The following is a 23,655-nucleotide window of genomic DNA, read 5'->3' on the forward strand; positions in this document are numbered from 1 at the left end:
GGTCGCACGGTGACCGCGCCCCGCACCGCCACCGGCCCCGTTCCCAAGAAGCGCCGGGGCGGCCGGCCCGGCGGCGGCGAGCTGCTGGCCGCCGCGGTCGGCGCGGTCCCCGGCGGCGCGGCCCGCCCCGGCCAGCAGCAGATGGCCGAGGCGATCGAGCGGAGCATCGCCTCGGGCGAGCACCTGCTGGTGCAGGCCGGCACCGGCACCGGCAAGTCGCTCGCCTACCTGGCCCCGGCGCTCACCGTGGACGGCCCCGTGGTGGTCTCCACCGCCACCCTGGCGCTGCAGTCCCAGCTGGTCGACCACGACCTGCCCCGGCTGGCCGACGCCGTCGAGCCGGTGCTCAAACGCCGCCCGACCTTCGCCGTGCTCAAGGGGCGGCACCACTACCTCTGCCTGGCCCGGCTGGACAGCTCGGTCGAGGAGGAACCGGAGGACACCCTCTTCGACACTCCGCGCCCCACGGGCGGCACGAAGTGGCTCGGCGAGGCGGGCCGGCTCGGCAAGCAGATGCAGCGGCTGCGCGACTGGGCGGAGGAGACCGCCACCGGCGACCGCGACGAGCTGGACCCGGGCGTGGACGACCAGGTGTGGCGGAGCATCTCGATGCCGGCCCGGGAGTGCGTGGGCGCCACCCGCTGCCCGTTCGGCCAGGAGTGCTTCGCCGAGGCGTCCCGGGCGCGCGCCCGCGAGGCCGACATCGTGGTGACCAACCACAGCCTGCTCGCCGTCGACATGCTCGCCGGCCGGCACATCGTGCCGCCGCACAAGCTCCTCGTGGTCGACGAGGCGCACGAGCTGGCCGACCGGGTGTCGTCGGCGGCGCAGGCCGAGCTGGAGCCCCAGCTCATCGACCGGTCCGCCCGCCGGGCCCGCCCGCTGCTCCGCCCCGAGGTGGCCGAACGCCTCACCGAGGCCGGCGACGCGCTCGCCGTGGGGCTGGCCGAGGCGCCGGCCGGGCGGCTCACCGCCGGCCTGCCGCCCGCGCTGCGCGAGGCGTGCACCCTGCTCGACGCCGCCACCCGGGCCGCGCTGGAGGCGATCGGCGACATCAAGGCCGACGACCCGGACCCGGTGCGCAAGCAGCAGGCCAAGTCCGTGCTGGACGAGCTCTCCACCACCGCGCAGCGGCTGCTGGAGGAGGCCGACCACGACGTGGCCTGGGTGGAGAAGCCGGAGAACGGCAGCCGCCGGGCGCTCGTGGTGGCGCCGCTCTCGGTCGCCGGCACCCTCGCCACCCACCTCTACGACGAACGCACCGTGGTCGCCACCTCGGCCACCCTGGCGCTGGGCGGCCGGTTCGACACGGTGGCCCGGGCGCTGGGGCTGGACGCGCCGCCGCCCGCCCCGCCGTCCCCGGCCGCCGCCGCGCTGGCCACCGCGGCCGCCGCCGGCCGCGCCGGCACCACGCCGCCGGTGGCGAGCACCGACGGCAGCCGCGCGGCGACCGGCACCGTCCCGGCCACCGAGGGGCCCGGCTGGACGTCGCTCGACGTCGGCTCGCCCTTCGACTACGCCCGGCAGGGCATCCTGTACGTCGCCGCGCACCTGCCCCGGCCCAGCGTCTCGGGGCTGCCCGAGGCGGCCGGCGAGGAGCTGCTGGCGCTGGTCGGTGCGCTCGGTGGGCGTACCCTCGGGCTCTTCTCCTCCCGCCGGGCCGCGCAGCAGGCGGCGGAGCTGCTCCGCGCGCGCACCGACCTGCCGGTGCTGCTCCAGGGCGAGGAGGCGCTGCCGCTGCTGGTCCGCCGGTTCCGGGAGGAGCGGGAGAGCTGCCTGTTCGGGGTGATGTCGCTCTGGCAGGGGGTGGACGTGCCGGGCGACTCCTGCCAGCTCGTCGTGATCGACCGGCTGCCCTTCCCCCGGCCCGACGAGCCGCTCGCGGCGGCCCGGGCGGCCGCCGTCGACGCCGGCGGCGGCTCCGGTTTCGCGGCGGTGAGCGTGCCGATCGCGGCCGTCCGGCTGGCCCAGGGGGTCGGCCGGTTGATCCGGGCCACCGGCGACCGGGGCGTGGTGGCGGTGCTCGACTCCCGGTTGGAGACCGCCCGGGGCTACGGCCCGTTCCTGCGCCGCTCGCTGCCCCCGTTCTGGTACACCACCCGCCCCGACGTGGCCCGGGGCGCGCTGGAGCGGCTCGGAAAGAGCTGACGCCCGCGCCTCCCCCGGTAGGGGCGACGCGGGCGTCGAGGGCTCGCTCGGGTCAGGGCGCCTGGGAGGCGACCACCACGGCGTCGGGCGGGGTGTCCGGCACGGTCCGCGCGGCCAGCCGGCGGACCGCGGTGTTGAGCACGGCGATCAGCGGCACCGCGACCAGCGCGCCCGCGATGCCGGCCAGCACCACCCCCGCGGCGATCCCGATGATCACGGCGAGCGGGTGGATGGCCACCGCCCGGCCCATGATCAGCGGCTGGAGCACGTGCCCCTCGACCTGCTGCACGCCGATCACCACGCCCAGGATGATCAGCGCGGTCACCGGGCCGCTGTCGACCAGCGCCACCAGCACGGCCACCACGCCGGACAGGAAGGCGCCGACGATCGGGATGAACGCGCCCAGGAAGACCAGCGCGGCCAGCGGGAACGCGAACGGGATGTCGAAGATGACCAGGAAGATGCCGATGCCCACGGCGTCGATGAAGGCGACCAGCACGGTGGCCCGGACGTAGGCGCCGAGCGTCGCCCAGGAGGCCCGGCCGGCGTCGTCCACCTTCCAGCGGGCGTTCACCGGCAGCAGCCGGACCAGGAACCGCCAGATGTTGCTGCCGTCCCGGAGGAAGAAGAAGGTCGCGAAGAGCACCAGGACCGTGCCGGTGAGCACCTCGGCCAGGGTGGCCGCCGTGTTGAGCGCCCCGCTGGTGAACTTCTCGGTGTTGCCGTTGATCCAGCTCTGCGCCTCGTCGATGTAGCGGTTGAGCTGGCCGTCGGAGAGGTGCAGCGGCCCGGTCTTGAGCCAGTCCTGGATCTGCCGGACGCCCTGTGACGACTTCTCGCTCAGCTCCGGCACGCCCTGGATGAACTCGTTCACCACCAGGGTCAGCGTGCCGATCACCGCGGCCAGGCCGCCGACCAGCACCACGCCGGTGGCCAGCGAGCGGGGCAGGCGGGCCCTGAGCAGCCAGCCGACGGCCGGGGCGAGCAGCGCGGAGAGCAGCAGCGCGACCGCCAGCGGGATGATCACGATGCGGATCGTGCCGACGATCTTGAGCAGTGACCAGGTGACGATGCCGATGACGATGAGCCGCCAGCACCAGGCCGCGGCGAGCCGCAGCGCGTGCGGCACCTCCCCGTCGTCCTGGCTGTTCGTCGAGGCGAACACGGGGGCGGAGGGCTCCGCGCCCACCACGGTCGCCGTCGGGGGCGCCACCGGGCCGGGCGAGGCGGGCGAGGCCACGCGCTCGTCCGGGTCGGTCCGCCGGGCCCGCGCCGACTCGCGGCCGGACTCGTACGCGCGGCGGAGCCGTCCACGCATCCGCTCGAAGCGGCTCAAGCGCACCTCCCGCAACTGGTCCACCCGGGGCACAGGGTGGACAGGATACGTCCGTCCGCCCCACCCTAGGGCGACTCCGCCACACATTGCCCCCCTGTCGCCCGGCCCAACCACACCGGGATCGACCCTCGGGCACGCGGTAGCGTCTTCGCGTGACCGCCGACCAGAATCTCGACGCCGGCCTGCCGATCCGCCTGCTGCACGACCGCGTGCTGGTGCGTACCGAGAACGGCGAGGGGGAACGCCGTTCCACCGCCGGCATCGTGATCCCGGCCACCGCGGCGGTCGGCAAGCGGCTGGCCTGGGCCACCGCCGTGGGCGTCGGGCCGCACGTCCGCTCCATCGTCTCCGGGGACCGGGTGCTCTTCGACCCCGACGACCGCTCGGAGGTCGAACTGCACGGCCGGGCGTACGTCCTGCTCCGCGAGCGGGACGTGCACGCCGTGGCAGCCGAGCGGGTGGAGCGGGAGCCGACCGGCTCGACCGGCCTCTACCTGTAGGCCCGGCCCCGCCGTTTGCGCCGCCGCCCGGCGGGAAGCCCCAGGCACGACCGCGCCCTGGGGAGGGACCATGCCGGTAGTCGTGAAGAAGATTCTCGCCTGGGGATTCCTCGCGTTCCTGATCTACTTCATGGCCTTCCGGCCGGACGGCGCGGCCCAGCTGTTCAAGGGGATCGGGGTGGCCCTCATGGCCATCGCGCAGGGCCTCGGCGACTTCCTCACCGGCCTGATGACCTGACGCACCCCGCGCACGGCGGGGTCAGGCCGGGGGCCAGGGGGCGGCCGACCGGTGGCCGTGCCAGCCGGACGGGCCGTAGCCGGGCGGGAAGGCCGGCGGTGGCGGCGGGGCCAGCACCACCGGGATCGGCACCACCGGCTCGTCGGGGGCCTCGACCGCGCGCCGCGACCCGTCCGGGAAGCGCAGGTGGTAGCGCTGCCCGTCCCAGACCCCGACCGGCGCCTGCGGGTCCCGGCCCACGAAGAACGCCCGGTACGCCCCGATCGCGTCCAGCAGTTCCCGCTCCTCCCGCGCCGTCCGGTCCCGCTCGGCCGGCTTGCGGTCCAGGCCCCGGCGCATCCCGTCGCGCAGCAGGGCCAGCCGGGTGGCGGCGAACTGGTAGCCGCGCATCGCCTTGACCCCGCCGTCCCCGGCCACCCGCCGGGCCCAGGTGCGCGCGGCGTGCCGCCGGCCCAGGCTGCCCAGCGCGGCCACCTCGGGCGGGGTGAGCCAGCCGGCCCGGACGTAGTCCGGCAGGGTGCGCTCGGTGAGCCGCCCCTCCCAGGCGCGCAGCCAGATGGCCAGCCCGACCATGCCGAAGAAGATCGGCACCATCACGCCGATGTAGCCGTAGAGGGCGATCAGCGGCTGCCCGGTGGCGGCGGCCAGCGAGGGCAGCAGGTTCCAGGTGCCGTGCAGCATCATGGCCAGCAGCAGGCCGGCGATCGGGGCGAGGATCCGCACCCGCCGGTCGGCGGTCCGCGCGGCGACGCCCAGGCCCACACCGGTCATCGAGGTGAACAGCGGGTGGGCGAAGCCGAAGAGCAGGATCCGCACGATGAAGATGGCGATCACCTGGCGCGCGCCGGTCGCCGGGCCGTATTCCTCGACGCCCGTGCGGTAGCCGTAGCCGCCCAGGTAGAGGATGTTCTCCACCATGGCGAAGCCGACCGCGGAGAGCCCGCAGTAGACCAGGCCGTCGGTGATCCCGGAGAACTCCCGGCGCCGGAAGATCAGCAGCAGCAGCGGGCCGGCGGCCTTGGTCAGCTCCTCGATGAACGGGGCGACCAGCACGGCGGTCAGCGCCGAGGGCAGCCCCCAACTGTCGAACAGCCGGGCGCCGGTCTCGTTGACCAGCAGCGAGATGGCGGTGGAGACGAACGCGCCCCAGGCGAAGCAGAAGATCAGGTACTTCAGCGGCTCCGGCTCGTAGCGGTCGAGCCAGAGGAAGCAGGAGACCAGCACCGGCACCGGCAGGATCGCCGCGATGACGCCGACCAGCAGCGCCTCCGCGCCGAGGCTCTCGCCCAGCGTGAAGACCATGAAGACCGCGCCCGCGGCGATCAGCAGCACCACACCGGCCAGCGCCAGGAACCGCCGCCAGCCGAGCCGGCGCAGCGGCATCCGGGGGGCCGGCGACCCGGGCGGGACGGCGGGCGCGGTCGGCGGCGGCGGCAGGGCTCCGCCGGGCGGGGTGACGGCCATGCGGTCAGCGTAGTCACCCGGGACCCACTGGTCCGGTCGCATCGCGGCCGCTATGCTCCCGGACAGGTCACGAGTGCCAGCGTCAAGCCCCGGCTTGCTGGCCGGCAACCCTCGTCGAGTTCGCGGTGGGGTGCCCCGGGTGATGACCGGGCCCAGCCCGAACCGCGTGCTGGGCAAGCGCGGACCCCGTCCCGGTGCCCACCCACCCGGGGTCCCCCTGGACCCGGGAGGCTCCGGCATGACCGTCACCCTCGCACCGTCGCTGCCCACCATCTCGACGCCGAGCCGGCCGGACCCGCTCGGCGTGCTCGGCGTACCCGGGGAGATCAACCTGGACCACGCCGCCAGCGCGCCGTGCGCGCGGGCCGCGGCCGACGCGGTGGCCGAGCTGCTGCCCTGGTACGCGAGCGTGCACCGCGGCGCCGGCGCGCTGTCGCGGCGCTGCACGCTGGCCTACGAGCGGGCCCGGGAGACGGTCGCCGACTTTCTCGGCGCCCGCCCCGACGACCACGTGATCTTCACCCGCAACACCACCGACGCGCTGAACCTGCTGGCCCGGGCCCTGCCCGCCGGCACCACGGTGGTCACCTTCGCGGGCGAGCACCACGCGAACCTGCTCCCCTGGCCGCGCGGCTCGGTCCGGCTCCCGGTGCCGGACGGCCCGGGCGGTGCGGTCCGCTCCCTCGACGCCGCCCTGAGTGAACTGTCCCGCGACGCCCGGCCCGGGCTGCCGGTGCTGGTCGCGGTGACCGGCGCGAGCAACGTGACCGGGGAGCGCTGGCCGGTGGCCGACCTGGCCCGGGTGGCCCGCCGGCACGGCGCCCGGATCCTGGTCGACGCCGCGCAGCTCGCCCCGCACGCCCCCGTGGACCTGGCCGCGCTGGACGTCGACTACCTGGCACTCTCCGGCCACAAGCTGTACGCCCCGTTCGGCGCCGGCGTGCTGGTCGGCCGTTCCGACTGGCTGGACGCGGCACCGCCGTACCTGGCCGGCGGCGGGGCCACCAGCCACGTCGGGGCGGCCACCCACGAGGTGCGGTGGGCGACCGGCCCGGCCCGGCACGAGGCGGGCACCCCGAACCTGCTCGGCGCGGTGGCCCTGGCGGCGGTCTGCGCGGCGCTGGCCGACGCCGACCGGGACGCCCTGCACGCCCGCGAGCAGGCGCTGCTGGCCCGGCTTCGGGCGGGCATCGCCGCCCTGCCGCACGTGGTGGAGCTGCGCACCTTCGGCCCGGACGCACCCCGGGTGGGCATCGTCAGCTTCGTGGTCGCCGGCCGGGACTCCGCCGAGGTGGCCGCCCATCTGGCGACCGCGCACCGGATCGGCGTCCGGGACGGCCTGTTCTGCGCCCACCCGCTCGCCCGCCGCCTGCTGACCGAGGCGGCGACCCGCAGCGGCCGCGGTGACCTGCCCCCCACCGCTCTCCGCGCCAGCCTCGGCCTGGGCACCACCCGCGCCGACGTCGACACCCTCCTGACCGCCCTGGCGACCCTCCCCTGAGTGGAGGTCAGCCGACCGGGGGCGCCGTGGGGGGTTTGGCATCGCCGTTCTGCTCGGTGGTCTCGCCCGAACGCTGCTCGCGGTCGCCGAACGCCTCGCGGACCAGGCGGTTCGCGTCCTCCTGGTCGACGCCGGAGGCGACCAGGAGGTCGCTCGCCGTGGTCCGCACCTGGGCGATCACCACGCTGCCGGAGAAACCCACCCCCTCGGCGTACGCCCGGCCGGCCTCGCTGACGGCGCGCAGTGACCGCTCCCGGGCCTTCTCCGGCTCCTCCCCGGCGGCGAACTCGTGCCGCAGCAGGCGTACCGACTCGGCCAGGTGGGCGATCGAGTCGGGCATCGGCTCCGGCACGGGTTCCTCGTCCTCGATCATGGTGACCGAGCGGCGGATCAGCGTGCCGCTGTTCCGCATGGCCCGGTCGATCGGGTCCGCCGCCTCGGCGTAGTGGGTCAGCTCGTCCCGCCGGTGCCAGCGCGCCGGCGAGATGGTGATGGTCTCCTTGGCGCCCTCGATGGCCTCGGAGAGCGCGGCCAGCTCGTCCTTGTTCTCCCGGAGCCGGAACAGCGCCTGCTGGGCCGTGCCCCGGTCCCTGCTACGCAGCGCCTCCGCGCAGATGTCCAGCTGCCCGGCGAGCAGGTCCAGCGCCGGCCGGGCCGCCCGGTTGATCACGCGTAGCGGGTTGAGCGGCAGCAGGATCGCGGTGACCAGCAGCGCGATGCCGCCGCCGATGAAGGCGTCGACGAAGCGGGGTATCTCCAGGTTCTGCGTCGACGGGCTGAGCGTCACGATCAGCACGGCGGTGGCCGCCGCCTGGATCACGATGGCGACGCTGGCCCCGGCGAAGACGGTCAGCAGGATCGCCGCGGTGACCACCAGGCCGAGCTGCCAGGCACCGGTGCCGAGGAAGTAGATGAGCAGGTCGCCGACGCCGACCCCGACCGCCACCCCGAGGATCAGCTCGACGGTGCGGCGGAACCGCTGGCCGACCGAGGCGGCCAGGGTGCCCACCGCCGAGATCGGCGCGAACACCGGCTGCGGATTCTTCAGCACCACATGGGAGATCAGGTAGGCCAGGCCGGCCGCGAGACCCGCCTGGACCGCCAGGCCGCCCGCCGTGCGCACCCGGTGCAGCCGGTCGTGCAGGGTGGCCCTGCTCCGGTGCCGGAGCTGCTCGACGGCCTCGGAGATCCGGGCCCCGTCGACGTCGACCAGTCCCTGGCGCAGCGCGGTACGCCGGAAGAACGGCGGTCGTCGGTCCCGGGCCACGGCCATGGCCGGGACTACCCGTCCCACCCCCGGTGAATCCTGCGCACCGGCCACGGTGGGGCAGACTGCACCGGGTGGACGAGCTGATCGAACGGTGGCGGGGCGCGGCCCGGGCGGCGGGTGCGGCCGACCCGGCCGGCGTCGAGCGGGCCGGGGCGCGGTTGCTGGCCGGCTGGCGGGAGCCGCACCGGCACTACCACACGGTGACGCACCTGCGGGCGGTGCTCGACGTCGTCGACGCGTACGCCGGGTCGGCCCGCCGCCCGGACCTGGTTCGGCTGGCGGCGTGGTGCCACGACGCGGTCTACGACCCGCGGGCCGGCGGTGACGCCAACGAGCGGGCCAGCGCCGAGCTGGCCGGGGACCTGCTCGCCGCCGCCGGGCTGCCGGCGGACGCGGTGACCGGGGTACGCCGGCTGGTGCTGCTCACGGCCGGCCACGCGGTCGGGCGGGACGACCCGGACGGGGCCCTGCTCTGCGACGCCGACCTGGCGGTCCTGGCCGCCCCGCCCGCCGACTACGACCGCTACGCCGCCGCGGTCCGCCGCGAGTACGCCCACGTCCCCGACCCGGACTTCCGCGCCGGTCGGGCCGCCGTGCTGACCGGCCTGCTGGCCCTGCCCGCGCTCTACCGGCTGCCCGAGCCGCACACCCGCTGGGAGCCCCGCGCCCGCGCCAACCTCACCCGGGAACTCGCGACCCTGAACTGATCCCGGCGTCCCGCGGCCCGGCCGGAGCGGGGACCGCAGGGGGCTCGGGGACCGCGCGGGGCTTGGGGCGGCGCAGGTCGGCGGCGCGGAGAAGGCGGACGATCTCGCGGGACGGGACGAGCCGGGCGCCCAGCCAGACGGCCACCGGGACGCGTTCGGCCGGCAGGTCGTAGTGGTCCCGGTCGAAGCCGCGCCGGGGCAGGCCCAGCGCCTCGGCGAAGGCGTGCAGCTCGGCGTACGAGACATCGCTCACGAGGTGCGACCAGAGCCGCCCCCGCGAGGGCACCGAGGGCGGGTCGAGGTAGAGCATGGCGACCAACGGTACGCCGGTTGGTCATCCCCGCCGGCACGACCTAGCCTTCCCGGCATGGCCGGCCATCCCCTCCTCGACGACCTGCGGACCGCTCTCGGCGACGCGGCCGTGCTGACCGACCCCGACCTGCTGGCGACCCACGCGCGGGACGAGGCCGACCTGTGCGAGGCGGGCACCCCGCTCGTGGTGGTCCGCCCGCGCGACACCGCGGGGGTGGTGGCGGTGGTCCGCGCGGCGGCCCGGCACGGCGTACCCGTGGTGCCGCAGGGGGCGCGGACCGGGCTGGCCGGCGCGGCGAACGCGGTGGACGGCGCGGTGGTGCTGAGCACCGTGGCCATGGACCGGATCCTGGAGGTCGACCCGGTCAGCCGGATCGCCGTGGTGCAGCCCGGGGTGGTCAACGCGACCCTGGCCGGGGCGGTCCGGGAGCACGGCCTCTGGTATCCGCCCGACCCCGGCTCCTGGGAGTCGTCCACCATCGGCGGCAACGTGGCCACCAACGCCGGCGGCATGTGCTGCGTGAAGTACGGCGTGACCACCGAGTACGTGCTCGGGCTGGAGGTGGTGCTCGCCTCCGGCGAGGTGCTGCGCACCGGCCGGCGCACCGCCAAGGGCGTCGCCGGCTACGACCTGACCCGGCTCTTCGTCGGCTCGGAGGGCACCCTCGGCGTGATCACCGAGGTGACCGTGGCGCTGCGCCCGGCGCCCGAGGAGTCGCTGACCCTGGTCGCGGTCTTCCCCACCACGGCCGCGGCCGGCACGGCGGTGGCCGGGATCGCCGCGCGCGGGCTCACCCCCAGCCTGCTGGAACTGCTCGACCGCACCCACCTGCGGGCCATCGAGGCGTACCGGCCGATGGGGCTGCGCACCGACGCCCAGGCGCTGCTGCTGGCGGCCGTGGACACCGGCTCCCGGGCGGCCGACGACCTGGCCCGGCTCGCCGAGGTGTGCAACGCGGCGGGGGCCGACGAGGTCTACGCCGCCACCGACGCGGCCGAGGCGGCCGCCCTGCTCCAGGCCCGGCGGCTGGCCCACCCGGCCATGGAGAGATTCGCCGCGGACGCCTTCCCCGGCGGCAACGGCGGCCTGGTCATCGACGACGTGGCGGTGCCGCGGGGCGCGCTCGCGGCGCTGCTGGACGGGGTGGCCCGCATCGCCGAGGAGTGCGCCGTGCCGATCGGCGTGGTGGGGCACGCCGGCGACGGCAACATGCACCCGAACATCGTGGTCGACCGGGCCGACCCGGCCAGCCTGGCGCGCGGGCGGCGGGCGTTCGACGAGATCATGCGGCTCGGGCTGGAGCTGGGCGGCACCTGCACCGGCGAGCACGGCGTGGGCCTGCTCAAGCGGGACTGGCTGGCCCGGGAGATCGGCCCGGTCGGCGTCCGGGTGCACCAGGCGATCAGGGCCGCGCTGGACCCGGCGGGGCTGTTCAACCCCGGCAAGGTCTGCTGAGGCTCAGCCCTTGTCCTCGGCCGGGGTGGACTGGGTGATCAGCAGCAGGACCTGGTAGGCCACCGGCGGCTTGGGCTCGCCCGGGCAGTCCTGGATGGTGACGGTCAGCCCCGGCGGGATCAGCAGCGTCGAGGTCAGCGCGTCGATGCAGCCCTGCTTGTAGTGCCGGGCCTCGTCGGTCTCCTGCGCCAGGGCCGGATCGGCGAGCATCCGCTGCAACCGCTGCGTCTGATCGGGGGTGAACGCCCCGGTCGAGTCGACACCGTCGCCTGCGCAGTCGCGGCACTGCCACCGCCCGGTCGGCTCCACCTCCAGGGTGCGCGGCGGCCCGCCCGACCCGACCTGCTGCACCAGGGAGACCCGCCGCCCCTCCGGTGTCGGCGAGGGGGCGTCCGCCTTGCCCGGTGTGGTGGCGCCCTCGGCCCGACCGAAGAGCGAGCAGCCGGACAGGGCGACCGCCAACAGGACGCCGACGGACAAAGAACGGACGCGCGACCAGGATGGGCGAACCACGCGGGGAAACCTACACTTCCGTAGGTAAGCCCGGAACCCTCCGGAACGACGTTACCGGCGGGTCACCGCGAGGGCAGTCCGACGCTGTCGCCGTCGCCGCCCCGATCCGCCGCGAAGCCGCGCACGTCCGGCGCGCCCAGCCGGGCCGCGTCGGCCGCCACGTCGTCCGCCATCAGCTGCGACTGCCGCTCGGCCTCCACCCGGGCCCGGTAGTTGGCCACCTCGCGGGCGCGGGTCGCCTCGTCCCAGCCGAGCACCGCACCCATCAGCTCCGCGGCGTGCTCCGCCGACTCCAGGCCGCGGTGACTGGTCTCGATGGAGATCCGGGTACGCCGGGTCAGCACGTCCTCCAGGTGCAGCGCCCCCTCGGCGCGGGCCGCATAGGTCACCTCGGCGGCCAGGTATTCCGGTGCGCCGGCCAGCGGGGAGCCGAGCAGCGGATCGGCGTCGACCAGGGCGAGCAGGTCGAGGGTGAGGGTGCCGTAGCGCTCCAGCAGGTGCTCCACCACCCCGACCGGCACCCCGTGCCGGCGGGCCAGGTCGGCCCGGTCCCGCCACATGGCCGCGTACCCGTCGGCGCCGAGCAGCGGCAGGTCGGCCGTGCGCGACGGCCGGGTCCAGCCCAGCCGGTGCACCGCCCGGTCGACCACGTCGGAGGCCATAACCCGGTACGTCGTGTACTTGCCGCCGGCCACCAGCAGCAGCCCGAGCATCGGCTCGATGACCGCGTGCTCCCGCGAGAGCTTGGAGGTGGAATCCGCCTCGCCGGCCAGCAGCGGGCGCAACCCGGCGTAGACACCCTCGATGTCGGCCGTGGTGAGCGGGCGGTCCAGCACCGCGTTGACCTGCTCCAGCAGGTAGTCGATGTCCTTCGCGGTGGCCGCCGGGTGGGACCGGTCCAGCCGCCAGTCGGTGTCGGTGGTGCCGATGATCCAGTGGCCGCCCCACGGGATGACGAACAGCACGCTGGTGGCGGTGCGCAGGATGAGGCCGGCCTCACCGGTGATCGCCGAGCGGGGCACCACCAGGTGCACGCCCTTCGAGGCCCGGACCCGGAAGCCGGGGCGCAGCCCGACGTCGTTGAGCATCCGGGACATGTCGTCGCTCCACACGCCGGTCGCGGCGATCACCGTGCGGGCGCGTACCTCGAACTCGGCGTCCGGCGAGCCGGCGGGCGCCTCCAGGTCACGGACCCGGACCCCGGTGACCTCCCGGGCCTGCCGGACCAGGCCGACCGCCCGGGCGCTGGTCACCACGGTCGCGCCGAGGCTCGCCGCGGTGCGGGCCAGGGTCACCACCAGGCGGGCGTCGTCGACCTGGCCGTCGAAGTAGCGGATCGCCCCGGCCAGCCTGTCGGGCCGCAGGCTCGGGAAGATCCGGTGGGCGCCCTCCCGGCTCAGGTGCCGGTGCAGCGGCATGCCGCGCCCGCCCCCGAACAGCCCGGCGAAGACGTCGTACGCGGCGACGCCGGCGCCGTAGTAGGAGCGGCGGAAGAACCGGCGGGGCAGGTCGCGCAGCCCGCCCTCGGCGGGGAGCGGGACCAGGATCGGCACCGGGCGCACCAGGTGCGGGGCGAGCCGGGTGGCGAGCAGCCCGCGCTCGGTCAGCGCCTCGTGCACCAGGTGGAACTCCAGCTGTTCCAGGTAGCGAAGGCCGCCGTGGATCAGCTTGCTGGACCGGCTGGAGGTGCCGGCGGCATGGTCGCGCGCCTCCACCAGAGCCACCTTCAGGCCGCGGGACGCGGCGTCGAGCGCGGCGCCCGCACCGGTCACGCCACCGCCGATGACCAGCACGTCGAACCGCTCGGCGCGCAGTCGGCGCAGGTCGTCGGCGCGGCGCTCGGCGGAGAGCTGACCGGCCGCGGATCGGGACACGTTGGGGTCGCGCACGTGTCCACCGTAACCGGCGCCGCACTCCGGCGGCAGGCACCCGCCGGGCCGTACGGTGAGGGCCATGCAGGCCGGCCCACCCACCGCTCCCGTCCCTCCGTTCCATCCCCCTCGCCCCGGCACCGGGCCGTGGCCGGTGGTCGCCGCGGCGGTGACCGGCGTCTGGGCCGTGCTGGTCACCGTGCCGGGCCAGCTCGTCGGCTGGGTGTTCGACCAGCTGGTGCTCGTCTCCGGCCTGGACCGCACGGTGGCCGTCTGGCCGGTGGTCGCGCTGGTCACCGTGCTGCTGGTGGGCGCGCCCACACTGGCGCTCGCGCTGCTTCCGCGCTCCCCCGCGATCCGGGCGACCGGGCGTGCGTGGCTGGCCGGCACGCTCGCGCTCGGGGCGCTGACCCTGCTCCGGGCGCTGCCGCCGGTGCACCACGAGGCGTACCTGGCGGCGCTGGCCGCGACCGCCGCGCTGCTCGCACTGGTCCTCGCCTGGCTGACCCGCCGCAGGTCCACCCCGCGGGTGCCCGGCACCGGCCCGGCGCCGTCCGTCCCGTCGGCGCCCGGGGATGGCCCGGCGCCGTCCGTCCCGTCGGTGCCCGGGGGTGGCCCGGCGCCGTCTGTCCCGTCGGCGACCGAGGGGGCGCCGGTGCCGGGCGGCACGCCGGCCGGTCCCGGTGGCGGCGCGGCCGGTCCCGGTGGCCGGGGTGGGCGGTTCGGGCCGGTGACGCTGCTGGCGGTGGCCGCCGGGCTGGCGTCGCTGCTGCCGTGGGCGTGGGTGGGCGCGCTGGGCGGCGCGCTGGAGACGCTCCTCGCCGGGCTGGCCGCGGCCGCGCTCGGCGCGCTCGCCGGCGTGCTCCTCGGCCCCAGGTTCTGGGCGGCCTTCGCGGTCGGCGCGCCGCCCCGGCCGGCCCGGCTCGTGCTGGTCGGCGGGCTGGTCGCCGGGGTGACCCTGGCGCTCCTGGGTGCCGGGGCCGGTCAGTCCGGCGCCCAACTGCCGGGGCTGCTCCTGCTGCCGCCGCTCGGCTTCGTGCTGGGCGCGCTGGAGGCGGCGGCCCGGCACGCCGGCCGTCCGGCCGGGCGCGGGCCGGTGCGCTGGCTGGTCGGGCTCGCGTTGCTCGGGCCTCTGGCGTTCACCGACCCGGAGGAGGTCACGGTCCTGCTGGCGACCACCCGTGACGTCCCGTTCTGGGTCGCGGTCGCGGCCGGCGCGGCGTTCGCTGTCGCGGTCCTGCTCGCCGTCGGGTACGGCGTGCTGCTCGCCCGGCCCCGCGCCCGCGCGCCCCGGCGCGGCCTGGCCGGGCTCGCCGCGGCATCCCTGCTCGCCGCCCTCGTCGTGGTGTACGCCGTCCCCGGACAACCCGGCCTGCACGGGGAACGGCTGCTGGTGGTGCTCCGCGAGCAGGCCGATCTGTCCGGCATCCCCGCGGGGGCGCCCGGTCGGGCCGGCCGGGACGCCCGGGCGGCCGAGGTCTACCGGCGGTTGGTGGCCACGGCCGAACGCAGCCAGGGCGACCTGCGCCGCGAGCTGGACCGGCTGCGCCTGCACCCGACGCCGTACTACCTGGTCAACGCCATCGAGACGGACGGTGGGCCGGCGGTCCGGGCCTGGCTCGCCGGTCGACCCGAGGTGGCGCGGGTGCTGGTCAGCCAGCGGCTGCGCCCGCTGCCCGCGGCGGCGCCGCCGACCCGGGGCGACGTGCCGGCGCCGACCGGTCCGACCTGGAACGTCTCGCTAATCGGCGCGGACCGGGTCTGGTCGGAGCTGGGTGTGACCGGCGCCGGCGTGGTGGTGGGCAGTTCGGACTCCGGAGTGGACGGCCGGCACCCGGCCCTGGCCGCCGGCTTCCGGGGCGGCGACGACTCCTGGTACGACCCCTGGGAGCACCGCCCCACGCCGGCCGACCGGGGTGGCCACGGCACGCACACGGTGGGCAGCGCGGTGGGCCGCAACGGGATCGGGGTGGCTCCCGGCGCGAGCTGGGTCGGCTGCGTCAACCTCGACCGCAACCTGGGCAGCCCGGCCCGCTACCTGGACTGCCTGCAGTTCATGCTGGCCCCGTTCCCGCCCGGCGGGAATCCGCTCACCGACGGGCGGCCGCACCGGGCCCCGGACGTGCTGACCAACTCGTGGGGCTGCCCGCCGGTCGAGGGCTGCGACCCGGGGGCGCTGCGCCCGGCGACCGCCGCGTTGGCCGCGGCCGGCATCCTGGTGGTGGCCGCGGCCGGCAACACCGGCCCGTACTGCGGCTCCATCGCCGACCCGCCGGCGCCGTACCCGGACGTGCTCACGGTCGGCGCGGTCGACCGGGCCCGCCGGCTCACCGAGTTCTCCAGCCGGGGGCCGGCGGCCGGGGGTGCCGCCAAGCCGGACCTGGTCGCGCCGGGAGCCGGGGTGCCGTCGGCGTACCCCGGGGGTGGTTACGCCACCCTGGACGGCACCTCGATGGCGACCCCGCAGGTGGCCGGCGTGGTGGCGCTCATGTGGTCGGCCAACCCGGCGCTGGTCGGCGACCTGGACCGCACCCGGCGCATCCTGGCCGACACCGCCACGCCGGCCGTGACACCCGCGGACGCGCCCTGCGGCGGCACCCGGAACCTCGCCGGCGCGGGGCTGGTCGACGCGTACGCGGCGGTCCGCGCCGCCCGCGCCGCCGACCTCGGTTAACAACCCTGTCCATTGCCCGGCGGATGGCCTAGGGTCGGCGTCCATGGACGTGGAGATCATCGAGCTGGGTCCGGACCGCCTGCCCGAGGTCGTCGACCTCTGCCGGCGCGCCCTGGACCTGCCGGAGGACGCCGCCGAGGCGCCGGCGATCGTGGCCACCCTGGCCGACCGCGCGGCGGCCGACCGGTCGGTGCTGCGGCTCGGCGCGGTCCGCGGCGGCACGCTGGTCGGGGCGCTGATCGGCTCGCTGTCCGCGCGGGATCCGCGGGTCGGTCACGTCGACCTGGTGGCGGTGGCGCCGGAGGAGCGCCGGCAGGGGATCGGCGGGTCGCTGCTGGCCGGGGCGGAGGCCCGGCTCGCCGGGCTCGGCGCCGCCGAGCTGCTGCTGGCCGGGAACCCGCCGCACTACGCCTGGCCCGGCATCGACGTGCGCTACACCCCGGCGGTCTGCGCCGCGCTGCGGCTCGGCTACCGCCAGGACCGGACGGCCTGGAACATGACCGCCGACCTGGGCGAGGGCTCGGCGGCACTGCGCTCCACCGAGGCTGCCGAGCGGCGGCTGGCCGGGCGGGGCGTGACCGTACGCCGGGCCGAGCCTTCGGACCTGCCGGCGCTGGCGGAGTTCGCCCGCGCCACCTTCGGCGGCGCCTGGGACGGCGAGCTGGCCGGCTCGGTCGGGCGGCCGGACGCCGGCGCGCACCTGGCCGAGCGGGACGGCGAGATCCTCGGCTTCGCCGCCTACGGCTCGTCGCGGCCGAGCTGGTTCGGCCCGATGGGAACCGCGCCGGCGGCCGAGGGTTCGGGGATCGGCGGGGTGCTGCTGCGGCGCTGCCTGCGCGACCAGGCGGCGGCCGGGATCGGGGCGGCGCAGATCGGCTGGGTGGGCCCGGTGCCGTTCTACTCGGGGGCGGCCGGCGCGCGGATCGAGCGGGTGTTCTTCCTGTACCGGAAGGCACTGAACGGACAGAAGTAACTAAAGTTACATAGACGGCAATAATGCCGTTCGGCCTCCTCGGCCATCGACCGGCCCCTACGGTCGGGAATTAGAGGAGGCGGGCATGACCACGGACGACGAACGGACCGACGACCAGCCGGCGAGCTGGCGACCGGTCGGCGAGCTTCCCGGCCAACTGCCGTTCGACCGGCTCGACTTCGGCGACGCCGAACAGCTCGCGGAAATGACCGCGGCGGATGGACCCGCCGCCGAGGAACCACTGCAACCGGTGGACGAACCGATCCGGCTCACGCCGCCCTACGACCGGGCGCACAAGCGGCGCAACCAGCGCCGACTGCCGACCTGAGACAGACGGAAAGGGGGCGGACCGCTGACGCGGCCCGCCCCCTTTCGGCGTGCTGGTGAAGCTGGACTCAGAAGTCCATCTCCCCGCCACCCGGGCCAGCCGGGGCGGCCGGGGTCTTCTCCGGCTTGTCCGCCACGACGGCCTCGGTGGTGAGGAACAGCGCGGCGATCGAGGCGGCGTTCTGCAGGGCGGAACGCGTCACCTTGGCCGGGTCGATGATGCCCGCGGCCAGCAGGTCCACGTACTCGCCGGTCGCGGCGTTGAGGCCGTGACCCGGGTCGAGGTTGCGGACGCGCTCGACGACGACGCCACCCTCGAGGCCGGCGTTGACGGCGATCTGCCGCAGCGGGGCGTCCAGCGCGATCTTGACGATCTGCGCGCCGGTCGCCTCGTCGCCGGCCAGGTCCAGCTTGTCGAAGGCGGTCTTGCCGGCCTGCACCAGCGCGACGCCACCACCCGGGACGATGCCCTCCTCGACGGCGGCCTTCGCGTTGCGGACGGCGTCCTCGATGCGGTGCTTGCGCTCCTTCAGCTCGACCTCGGTGGCCGCGCCGACCTTGATCACCGCAACACCGCCGGCCAGCTTGGCCAGGCGCTCCTGCAGCTTCTCGCGGTCGTAGTCGGAGTCGCTCTTCTCGATCTCGGCCCGGATCTGGTTGACCCGGCCCTGGATCTGGTCGGCGTCGCCGGCACCGTCGACGATGGTGGTCTCGTCCTTGGTCACCACGACCTTGCGGGCGCGGCCCAGCATGTCGAGGCTGACGGCGTCGAGCTTGAGGCCAACCTCCTCGCTGATGACCTGACCACCGGTGAGGATGGCGATGTCGGCCAGCATGGCCTTGCGGCGGTCACCGAAGCCCGGCGCCTTGACGGCGACCGACTTGAAGGTGCCACGGACCTTGTTGACCACCAGGGTCGCCAGGGCCTCACCCTCGATGTCCTCGGAGATGATCAGCAGCGGCTTGCCCGACTGCATGACCTTCTCCAGGATCGGGAGCAGGTCCTTCACCGAGGAGATCTTGCTGTTGACGATCAGGAGGTACGGGTCGTCGAAGACGGCCTCCATACGCTCCGGGTCGGTCATGAAGTAGGCGGAGATGTAGCCCTTGTCGAAGCGCATGCCCTCGGTGAGCTCGAGCTCGAGGCCGAAGGTGTTGCTCTCCTCGACGGTGATGACGCCTTCCTTGCCCACCTTGTCCATCGCCTCGGCGATGATCTCACCGACGCTGGGGTCAGCGGCGGAGATGGAGGCGGTGGAGGCGATCTGCTCCTTGGTCTCCACGTCCTTGGCGAGCTTCAGCAGCTCCTCCGAGACGTTGGCCACGGCCGCCTCGATGCCCCGCTTCAGGGCCATCGGGTTGGCGCCGGCGGCCACGTTGCGCAGGCCCTCACGGACCAGGGCCTGGGCCAGGACGGTCGCCGTCGTCGTGCCGTCACCGGCCACGTCGTCGGTCTTCTTCGCGACCTCCTTGACCAGCTCGGCGCCGATCTTCTCGTAGGGGTCCTCGAGCTCGATCTCCTTGGCGATGCTCACACCATCGTTGGTGATGGTGGGGGCACCCCACTTCTTCTCGAGCACGACGTTGCGGCCCTTGGGGCCGAGGGTCACCTTCACGGCGTCGGCGAGCTGGTTCATGCCCCGCTCGAGGCCGCGGCGCGCCTCTTCGTCGAACGCGATCATCTTGGCCATACGGCGTTGTCCTCCTGGACACTCACGGGCCACCCGGGGATTCCCCGGATGGGCCGTCTGGTGTACGCACCTTGGGGACGTCGCCACCTGGCGACGACGACGTCTCCTCGGTCGGGCCGGACAGCCCGCGACGACCGGCCCCGTGCCGCTCCGGCGCCATCTCGACACCGGCACGACCGTGGCCCTACCGTCCCGACCATTGGCACTCACCGTACGCGAGTGCCAATGACTTGTTTAGCACTCTCCCTAGCCGAGTGCAAGCACGCTGCCCCCGCTCAGCCGAGTTCCGCGGCCAGTCGGGCGGCGTTCACCGGGCCTTCGTGGGCCCGCTGTTCGGCGTACGTGGCGACCAGCCCGACGAGCTGCGCCAGATAGGCCGGGGTCGCCAGCACCGCGCCCACCACGGCCAGCGTCACGGCGCCCGCGGCCGTGCCGGGAGCGGCCATCGGGTCCACCCCGAAGGCGAGCTGGTTGACCAGCCCGAGCGCGCCGTCCAGCACCGCGGCGGCGATCAGCACGCCGATGACCAGCGCCACCCGGCCGAGCACCATGCCGAACCGCTGGTGGAACATCCGCCAGGCCCGGCCGATCGGCTCCTGCCGCTCGAACAGGTAGATCGGGCCGAACAGGGCAAATGCGAACGCCGCGTACAGGCCGGGCAGCAGGCAGAAGCAGGCGCCGACCGTGATGAGCAACGAGGCCACGATGGTCCAGCCCCAGAGGCCGAGGGCGCGGCGCAGCCCGTAGCGGAGCGCCGCCCCGACCCCGACCGGCTCACCGGCCGCCTGGCGGGCGACCACCCAGGTGCCGGCGGCCCAGCCGGCGCTCTGCAGCGGGCCGAAGATCAGCGCGGCGAGGAGCACGGCGCCGTAGAAGGCGAACACGTGCTCGAAGTAGCCGCTGGGCAGCACCGGGGCGCCGTCCGCGCCGGTGACCGGCTGCTCGGTCGGTGCGAGGGCGAGCGAGATCACCGCGATCACGGCCGCCGGAACGGTCTGGGTGAGCAGCATGATCGGCAGGAGTTGCCGCCAGCCGCGCCGCAGCGCGCCCCCGCACCGGCTGAACCAGCCGCCGACGCCCGCGTGCGGCGGGGTGACCAGCGGATCCTGCGGGTCGAGACCCGGGTGCCAGCCGTACGGCTGGCCGGGCAGCGGGTAGCCGGGGTAGGCCGCGCCGGGCAGCGGGTGGCCGGGGTAGGCCGCGCCCGGCAGCGGGTGGCCGGGGTAGGCCGCGCCCGGCAGCGGGTAGCCGCCGGGGTAGGGCGCCCCGGGCTGCGGAGCGCCACCGGCCGGCCAGGTCCAGCCCTGCGGCGGCCCGGCCGGGTACGCGTCCCAGGGTTGCCCGCCGACTCCCGGCTGGCCGGCGACGCCGCCCCAGCCCTCGGGCCCTGGCTGAGCGGGAACGGCGAACCCGCCCGGGCTGGCCGGCGAGGCGGGCTGGGCGGGCGCGACGGGATTGCCGAACGGGCCGGCCTGGGCGGGAGCCGCAGAGTCGGTCGACGGGCCGGCCTGGGCGGGAGCCGCAGAGTCGGTCGACGGGCCGGCCTGGGCGGCAGCCGCAGGGTCGGTCGACGGGCCTGCCTGGGCGGGAGCCGCAGGGTCGGTCGACGGGCCGGGTTGCGCCGGCACGGCGGGGCCGGCCGGAGTGGCGGGCCGGATCAGATCGGCCGGGCTGGCCGGGTCGGTCGGGGTGGTCGAGCCGGGCGCGGTGGGGTCGACCGCATGCCCCGACGCCGGGGCCGGCGCGGCGGCCGGCGGCGTGGACCGGGTCGGGTCGACCGGGACACCGGGCGACGCCGGGGGCACCGGCTCGGTGGAACCCGACGGGGGCAGGTCGGACATGAACCCTCCTCAGCAGCGGCGGCTGGAACGGTCCATGATCTTCCACGGCGCGGGGCTGCGCCGCAGCCCCCTCGTCGGGGTGACGCGGCCGCCGATCGGGCGGCGGCCACGGAGGATCAGGCGATGACGCGAACCCGCTCGGCCTGCGGGCCCTTCTGGCCCTGGGCGATCTCGAACTCGACCCGCTGGCCGTCGTCCAACGCCTTGTAGCCGTCCATCTCGATCGCGGAGAAGTGGACGAAGACGTCCTGCCCGCCGTCGACGGCGATGAAGCCGTAGCCCTTTTCGGAGTTGAACCACTTCACGGTGCCCTGTGCCACGGTGCACTTCCTCACTCTGCGCGGCGTTCCACGACCCCGGGAACCGGCGGACCGGCACCGGTGGGCCACCGGCTCAGCGATCGGCGACGGCCGCTGAATCGTGTGACCGAAATCGCACGCTACACGAGGCGTGACGACCGCGCACGACCACAAATCGGGCATATTCCGGTCGCAGTCCGGGCCCGGCCGGGCGCGGGTGGCGACCCTTCCGGTATGCATGCGACATGACCAGCGCGCCCACCACGACCACCACCGTCCGACGGGTCCGCCCGGCGGACGCCGCCCGGATGCGGGCGCTCCGGCTGGAGATGCTGGCCGACTCCCCGCTGGCGTTCCTGGAGACCGTGGCCGAGGCCGCCGCCCGGCCGCACGCCGAGTACGCGGCCCGGATCGCCGCCGTCTCGCAGGGCGAGCAGAACGCCCAGTTCGTGGCCGACCCGGGCGGCCGGCTGGTCGGTCACGCCGGCGGCACGGTCGATCCGGGGGAACCGGGGCTGACCGTGATCTACGCCGTCTACGTGACGCCGGCCTGGCGGGGCAGGGGGCTGCTCGGCGCGCTGGTGGACGAGGTGGCGGCCTGGTCCAGGGCGTGCGGCCGGCCCGAGCTGATGCTGGAGGTGGTGGTCGGCAACGACCGCGCCTGCCGGGCGTACGAGAAGCTGGGCTTCGTGGACACCGGCGTGCGCGTCCCGCACCCGAGGATCCCGACCCTGCGCGAACTCCAGATGCGCCGTCCCGCCTGACGGTTCGGGTGCGCCTGTCGTCGCTCCGGCGACAACAGACGCACCCGGACGCGGCGAGCGTCAGACGTGCCGGCGACTCTGCACGATGCGGAACCGGTTCGCCACGTACGCGCCGTCGGTCAGCGCCGAGTTCGCCGCCGGGTTCGCCCCCGAGCCGTGGAAGTCGGAGAACGCCGCGGACTGGTTGACGAACACCCCGCCGGTCAGGTTGCAGGACAGGTGCACGCCGGCATCGACAGCGGCCGCCTCGGCCGCGTCCAGCACCGCCTCGTCGGTCGAGTAGACGCCGGCGGTCAGGGCCCCCTTCTCGCCGACGGTCGAGCGGAGGATCTCCAGGCTGTGCGCGGTCGAGTCGGTCGCGATGGCGAACGAGATCGGGCCGAACCACTCGCGGGAGTAGGTCGCGGTGTCGGCCGCGTCGAGCTTCACCACGGTCGGCGTCCGCACCACGGCGTCGGGGAAGGACGGGTGCGCCACGGTCCGCGACTCCAGCACCGGCTCGCCGACCTTGGTGACCTCCTCCAGCCGCTCCAGCACGCCGTCGTTGACGATCGCGCCGGTCAGCTCGACGCCCCGGGCCGGGTCGGCGGTGAGCTTGGCGACCGCACCGGCGATGCCGGCGGCCACCTCGTCGAAGCTCTTGTGCCCCTGGTCGGTCTCGATGCCGTCCCGGGGGATCAGCAGGTTCTGCGAGGTGGTGCACATCTGGCCGCTGTACAGGGTCAGCGTGAAGCCCAGGTTGCGGCACAGCCCGGCGAAGTCGTCGGTGGAGTCGATCACCACCGTGTTCAGGCCGGCCTTCTCGGTGTAGACGGCGGCCTGCCGGGCGTTGGCCTCCAGCCAGTCGCCGTACTCGGTGGAGCCGGTGAAGTCGACGATCTTGACGGCCGGGTGCAGGGCCAGGGTCGAGGCGAGCTTCTCGCCGGCCGCCTCGGGGGCGAGCTGCACCAGGTTGGGGTCGAAGCCGGCCTCGGCGAGCACCTGGCGGGCGTACTTCACGGTGATGGCGAGCGGCAGCACCGCGCGCGGGTGCGGCTTGACGACCACCGGGTTGCCGGTGGCCAGCGAGGCGAACAGCCCCGGGTAGGAGTTCCAGGTCGGGAAGGTGTTGCAGCCGATCACCAGGGCCACGCCGCGAGGCACCACGTGGAAGGTCTTGCTCATCCGCAGCGGGTCACCCTTGCCGGCGGCCTTCTCCCAGCCGGCCGTGCCCGGGTGCCGGGTCATCTCGGCGTACGCGTAGGCGATCGCCTCCAGCGCCCGGTCCAGCGCGTGCGCGCCGCCGGCCTGGAAGGCCATCACGAAGGCCTGGCCGCTGGTGAACTGCACCGCGTTGGCCAGCTCGAAGATGTTCTTGTGCAGCCGGTCGAGGATCTCCAGGCAGACGCCCACCCGGGCCTGCGGGCCGGCGTCGCGCCAGGCCGGCAGCGCGGCGGTGGCGGCGGTCACGAGCTGGTCGGCCGTGGCGTGCGGGTAGCGCACGTCGAGCGCCAGGCCGAACGGGCTGACCTCGGTGGCGACCGTGCCGCCGTCGCCCGGCTGGTCGAGCGGGAAGTCGCCACCCAGGTACGCCTCGAAGGCGGCCTTGCCGTCGGCGGCGGCGGTCTCGCCGTACACCCGGGGGCTGGGCGACTCGGGATAGGCGGACCAGTACCCGCGCTCCGTGATCGCGGTCAGCGCCCGGTTGAGGGTCTCGGCGTGCCTGTCGTACAGGGGGTGCGGGGTCTCCGTCATGCCCGCCATCATGCAACAGCGAGCCACCAGATCAGT

20 protein-coding genes and 1 riboswitch are annotated in these 23,655 nt (G+C 75.3%); of the genes, 10 read left to right on the forward strand and 10 right to left on the reverse strand.

The window, feature by feature from the left end; all coding sequences use genetic code 11:
* The first annotated feature begins 9 nt into the window (after nt 1-9).
* Nucleotides 10-2,148 (forward strand): ATP-dependent DNA helicase, encoded by a 2,139-nt coding sequence (locus ABZ452_RS11595; protein ID WP_357941488.1) that lies wholly within the window; start codon nt 10-12, stop codon nt 2,146-2,148.
* A 52-nt stretch (nt 2,149-2,200) separates the two neighbouring features.
* On the opposite strand, the gene ABZ452_RS11600 is transcribed toward ABZ452_RS11595, so the two are convergent.
* A complete protein-coding gene (locus tag ABZ452_RS11600) occupies nt 2,201-3,466 on the reverse strand; it encodes an AI-2E family transporter (protein ID WP_357941987.1) in 1,266 nt (421 codons plus the stop codon).
* Nucleotides 3,467-3,636: 170 nt separating this feature from the next.
* Here ABZ452_RS11600 and ABZ452_RS11605 point away from each other — a divergent pair, with 170 nt between their 5' ends.
* Together ABZ452_RS11605 and ABZ452_RS11610 are read left to right on the forward strand one after the other, a co-directional pair.
* Nucleotides 3,637-3,984 carry a co-chaperone GroES gene (locus ABZ452_RS11605; protein ID WP_357941490.1) on the forward strand — a complete coding sequence of 116 codons (348 nt, stop codon included), beginning with the start codon at nt 3,637-3,639 and terminating at the stop codon, nt 3,982-3,984.
* 70 nt (nt 3,985-4,054) lie between these two features.
* Entirely contained in the window at nt 4,055-4,222 is a 168-nt protein-coding gene (locus ABZ452_RS11610) for a hypothetical protein (protein ID WP_262282836.1), read from the forward strand.
* A gap of 21 nt (nt 4,223-4,243) precedes the next feature.
* On the opposite strand, the gene ABZ452_RS11615 is transcribed toward ABZ452_RS11610, so the two are convergent.
* Entirely contained in the window at nt 4,244-5,728 is a 1,485-nt protein-coding gene (locus ABZ452_RS11615; RefSeq protein WP_357941493.1) for a PrsW family intramembrane metalloprotease, read from the reverse strand.
* Nucleotides 5,729-5,751: 23 nt separating this feature from the next.
* Nucleotides 5,752-5,872, forward strand: a riboswitch (SAM riboswitch).
* Between the two features lie 52 nt (nt 5,873-5,924).
* On the opposite strand from ABZ452_RS11615, the gene ABZ452_RS11620 reads away from it, so the two are divergent.
* On the forward strand, nt 5,925-7,187 hold the full coding sequence (locus tag ABZ452_RS11620; RefSeq protein ID WP_357941495.1) for an aminotransferase class V-fold PLP-dependent enzyme: 1,263 nt from the start codon (nt 5,925-5,927) through the stop codon (nt 7,185-7,187).
* A 7-nt stretch (nt 7,188-7,194) separates the two neighbouring features.
* Here the strand turns inward: ABZ452_RS11620 and ABZ452_RS11625 are convergent, their stop codons facing one another.
* Nucleotides 7,195-8,454, reverse strand: a complete 1,260-nt coding sequence (locus ABZ452_RS11625; RefSeq protein WP_357941989.1) for an FUSC family protein — start codon at nt 8,452-8,454, stop codon at nt 7,195-7,197.
* A gap of 74 nt (nt 8,455-8,528) precedes the next feature.
* Between ABZ452_RS11625 and ABZ452_RS11630 the strand changes: the two genes are divergently transcribed.
* Nucleotides 8,529-9,164 (forward strand): metal-dependent phosphohydrolase, encoded by a 636-nt coding sequence (locus tag ABZ452_RS11630; RefSeq protein WP_357941497.1) that lies wholly within the window; start codon nt 8,529-8,531, stop codon nt 9,162-9,164.
* Here the strand turns inward: ABZ452_RS11630 and ABZ452_RS11635 are convergent.
* The gene (locus ABZ452_RS11635; RefSeq protein WP_357941499.1) at nt 9,136-9,474 is read right to left on the reverse strand and encodes a DUF4031 domain-containing protein; all 339 of its coding nucleotides are present in this window, start codon (nt 9,472-9,474) and stop codon (nt 9,136-9,138) included. The genes ABZ452_RS11630 and ABZ452_RS11635 overlap by 29 nt on opposite strands.
* A 57-nt stretch (nt 9,475-9,531) precedes the next feature.
* Here ABZ452_RS11635 and ABZ452_RS11640 point away from each other — a divergent pair, with 57 nt between their 5' ends.
* The gene (locus ABZ452_RS11640; RefSeq protein ID WP_357941501.1) at nt 9,532-10,932 is read left to right on the forward strand and encodes an FAD-linked oxidase C-terminal domain-containing protein; all 1,401 of its coding nucleotides are present in this window, start codon (nt 9,532-9,534) and stop codon (nt 10,930-10,932) included.
* A gap of 3 nt (nt 10,933-10,935) precedes the next feature.
* On the opposite strand, the gene ABZ452_RS11645 is transcribed toward ABZ452_RS11640, so the two are convergent.
* Both ABZ452_RS11645 and ABZ452_RS11650 read right to left on the reverse strand, forming a co-directional pair.
* Entirely contained in the window at nt 10,936-11,412 is a 477-nt protein-coding gene (locus ABZ452_RS11645; protein WP_357941503.1) for a hypothetical protein, read from the reverse strand.
* Between the two features lie 95 nt (nt 11,413-11,507).
* Nucleotides 11,508-13,334 (reverse strand): glycerol-3-phosphate dehydrogenase/oxidase, encoded by a 1,827-nt coding sequence (locus ABZ452_RS11650; RefSeq protein ID WP_357941505.1) that lies wholly within the window; start codon nt 13,332-13,334, stop codon nt 11,508-11,510.
* A gap of 64 nt (nt 13,335-13,398) precedes the next feature.
* Between ABZ452_RS11650 and ABZ452_RS11655 the strand changes: the two genes are divergently transcribed.
* The 3 genes from ABZ452_RS11655 (at nt 13,399) to ABZ452_RS11665 (ending at nt 17,291) form a co-directional block, all read left to right on the forward strand.
* Complete coding sequence (locus ABZ452_RS11655; protein ID WP_357941506.1) at nt 13,399-15,990, forward strand: S8 family serine peptidase; 2,592 nt, start codon at nt 13,399-13,401, stop codon at nt 15,988-15,990.
* 43 nt (nt 15,991-16,033) lie between these two features.
* Nucleotides 16,034-16,963, forward strand: coding sequence for a GNAT family N-acetyltransferase (locus ABZ452_RS11660; protein WP_357941507.1), 930 nt, complete (start codon nt 16,034-16,036; stop codon nt 16,961-16,963).
* A gap of 85 nt (nt 16,964-17,048) precedes the next feature.
* Complete coding sequence (locus tag ABZ452_RS11665; RefSeq protein ID WP_357941508.1) at nt 17,049-17,291, forward strand: hypothetical protein; 243 nt, start codon at nt 17,049-17,051, stop codon at nt 17,289-17,291.
* Nucleotides 17,292-17,358: 67 nt separating this feature from the next.
* On the opposite strand, the gene groL is transcribed toward ABZ452_RS11665, so the two are convergent.
* The 3 genes from groL to ABZ452_RS11680 all read right to left on the reverse strand — a co-directional run bounded on the left by groL (nt 17,359) and on the right by ABZ452_RS11680 (nt 21,142).
* Entirely contained in the window at nt 17,359-18,981 is a 1,623-nt protein-coding gene (gene groL / locus ABZ452_RS11670) for a chaperonin GroEL (protein ID WP_091317388.1), read from the reverse strand.
* A 275-nt stretch (nt 18,982-19,256) separates the two neighbouring features.
* Nucleotides 19,257-20,822, reverse strand: coding sequence for a hypothetical protein (locus ABZ452_RS11675; RefSeq protein WP_357941509.1), 1,566 nt, complete (start codon nt 20,820-20,822; stop codon nt 19,257-19,259).
* A 116-nt stretch (nt 20,823-20,938) separates the two neighbouring features.
* Nucleotides 20,939-21,142 (reverse strand): cold-shock protein, encoded by a 204-nt coding sequence (locus ABZ452_RS11680; RefSeq protein ID WP_067305333.1) that lies wholly within the window; start codon nt 21,140-21,142, stop codon nt 20,939-20,941.
* Between the two features lie 224 nt (nt 21,143-21,366).
* Between ABZ452_RS11680 and ABZ452_RS11685 the strand changes: the two genes are divergently transcribed.
* Nucleotides 21,367-21,885: a GNAT family N-acetyltransferase gene (locus tag ABZ452_RS11685; RefSeq protein WP_357941511.1), complete on the forward strand. Its 519-nt coding sequence runs from the start codon at nt 21,367-21,369 to the stop codon at nt 21,883-21,885.
* 60 nt (nt 21,886-21,945) lie between these two features.
* On the opposite strand, the gene paaN is transcribed toward ABZ452_RS11685, so the two are convergent.
* The gene (gene paaN / locus ABZ452_RS11690; RefSeq protein ID WP_357941513.1) at nt 21,946-23,619 is read right to left on the reverse strand and encodes a phenylacetic acid degradation protein PaaN; all 1,674 of its coding nucleotides are present in this window, start codon (nt 23,617-23,619) and stop codon (nt 21,946-21,948) included.
* Between the last annotated feature and the right edge of the window lie 36 nt (nt 23,620-23,655).

This window comes from Micromonospora sp. NPDC005707, assembly GCF_040631005.1.
Lineage (GTDB): Bacteria > Actinomycetota > Actinomycetes > Mycobacteriales > Micromonosporaceae > Micromonospora.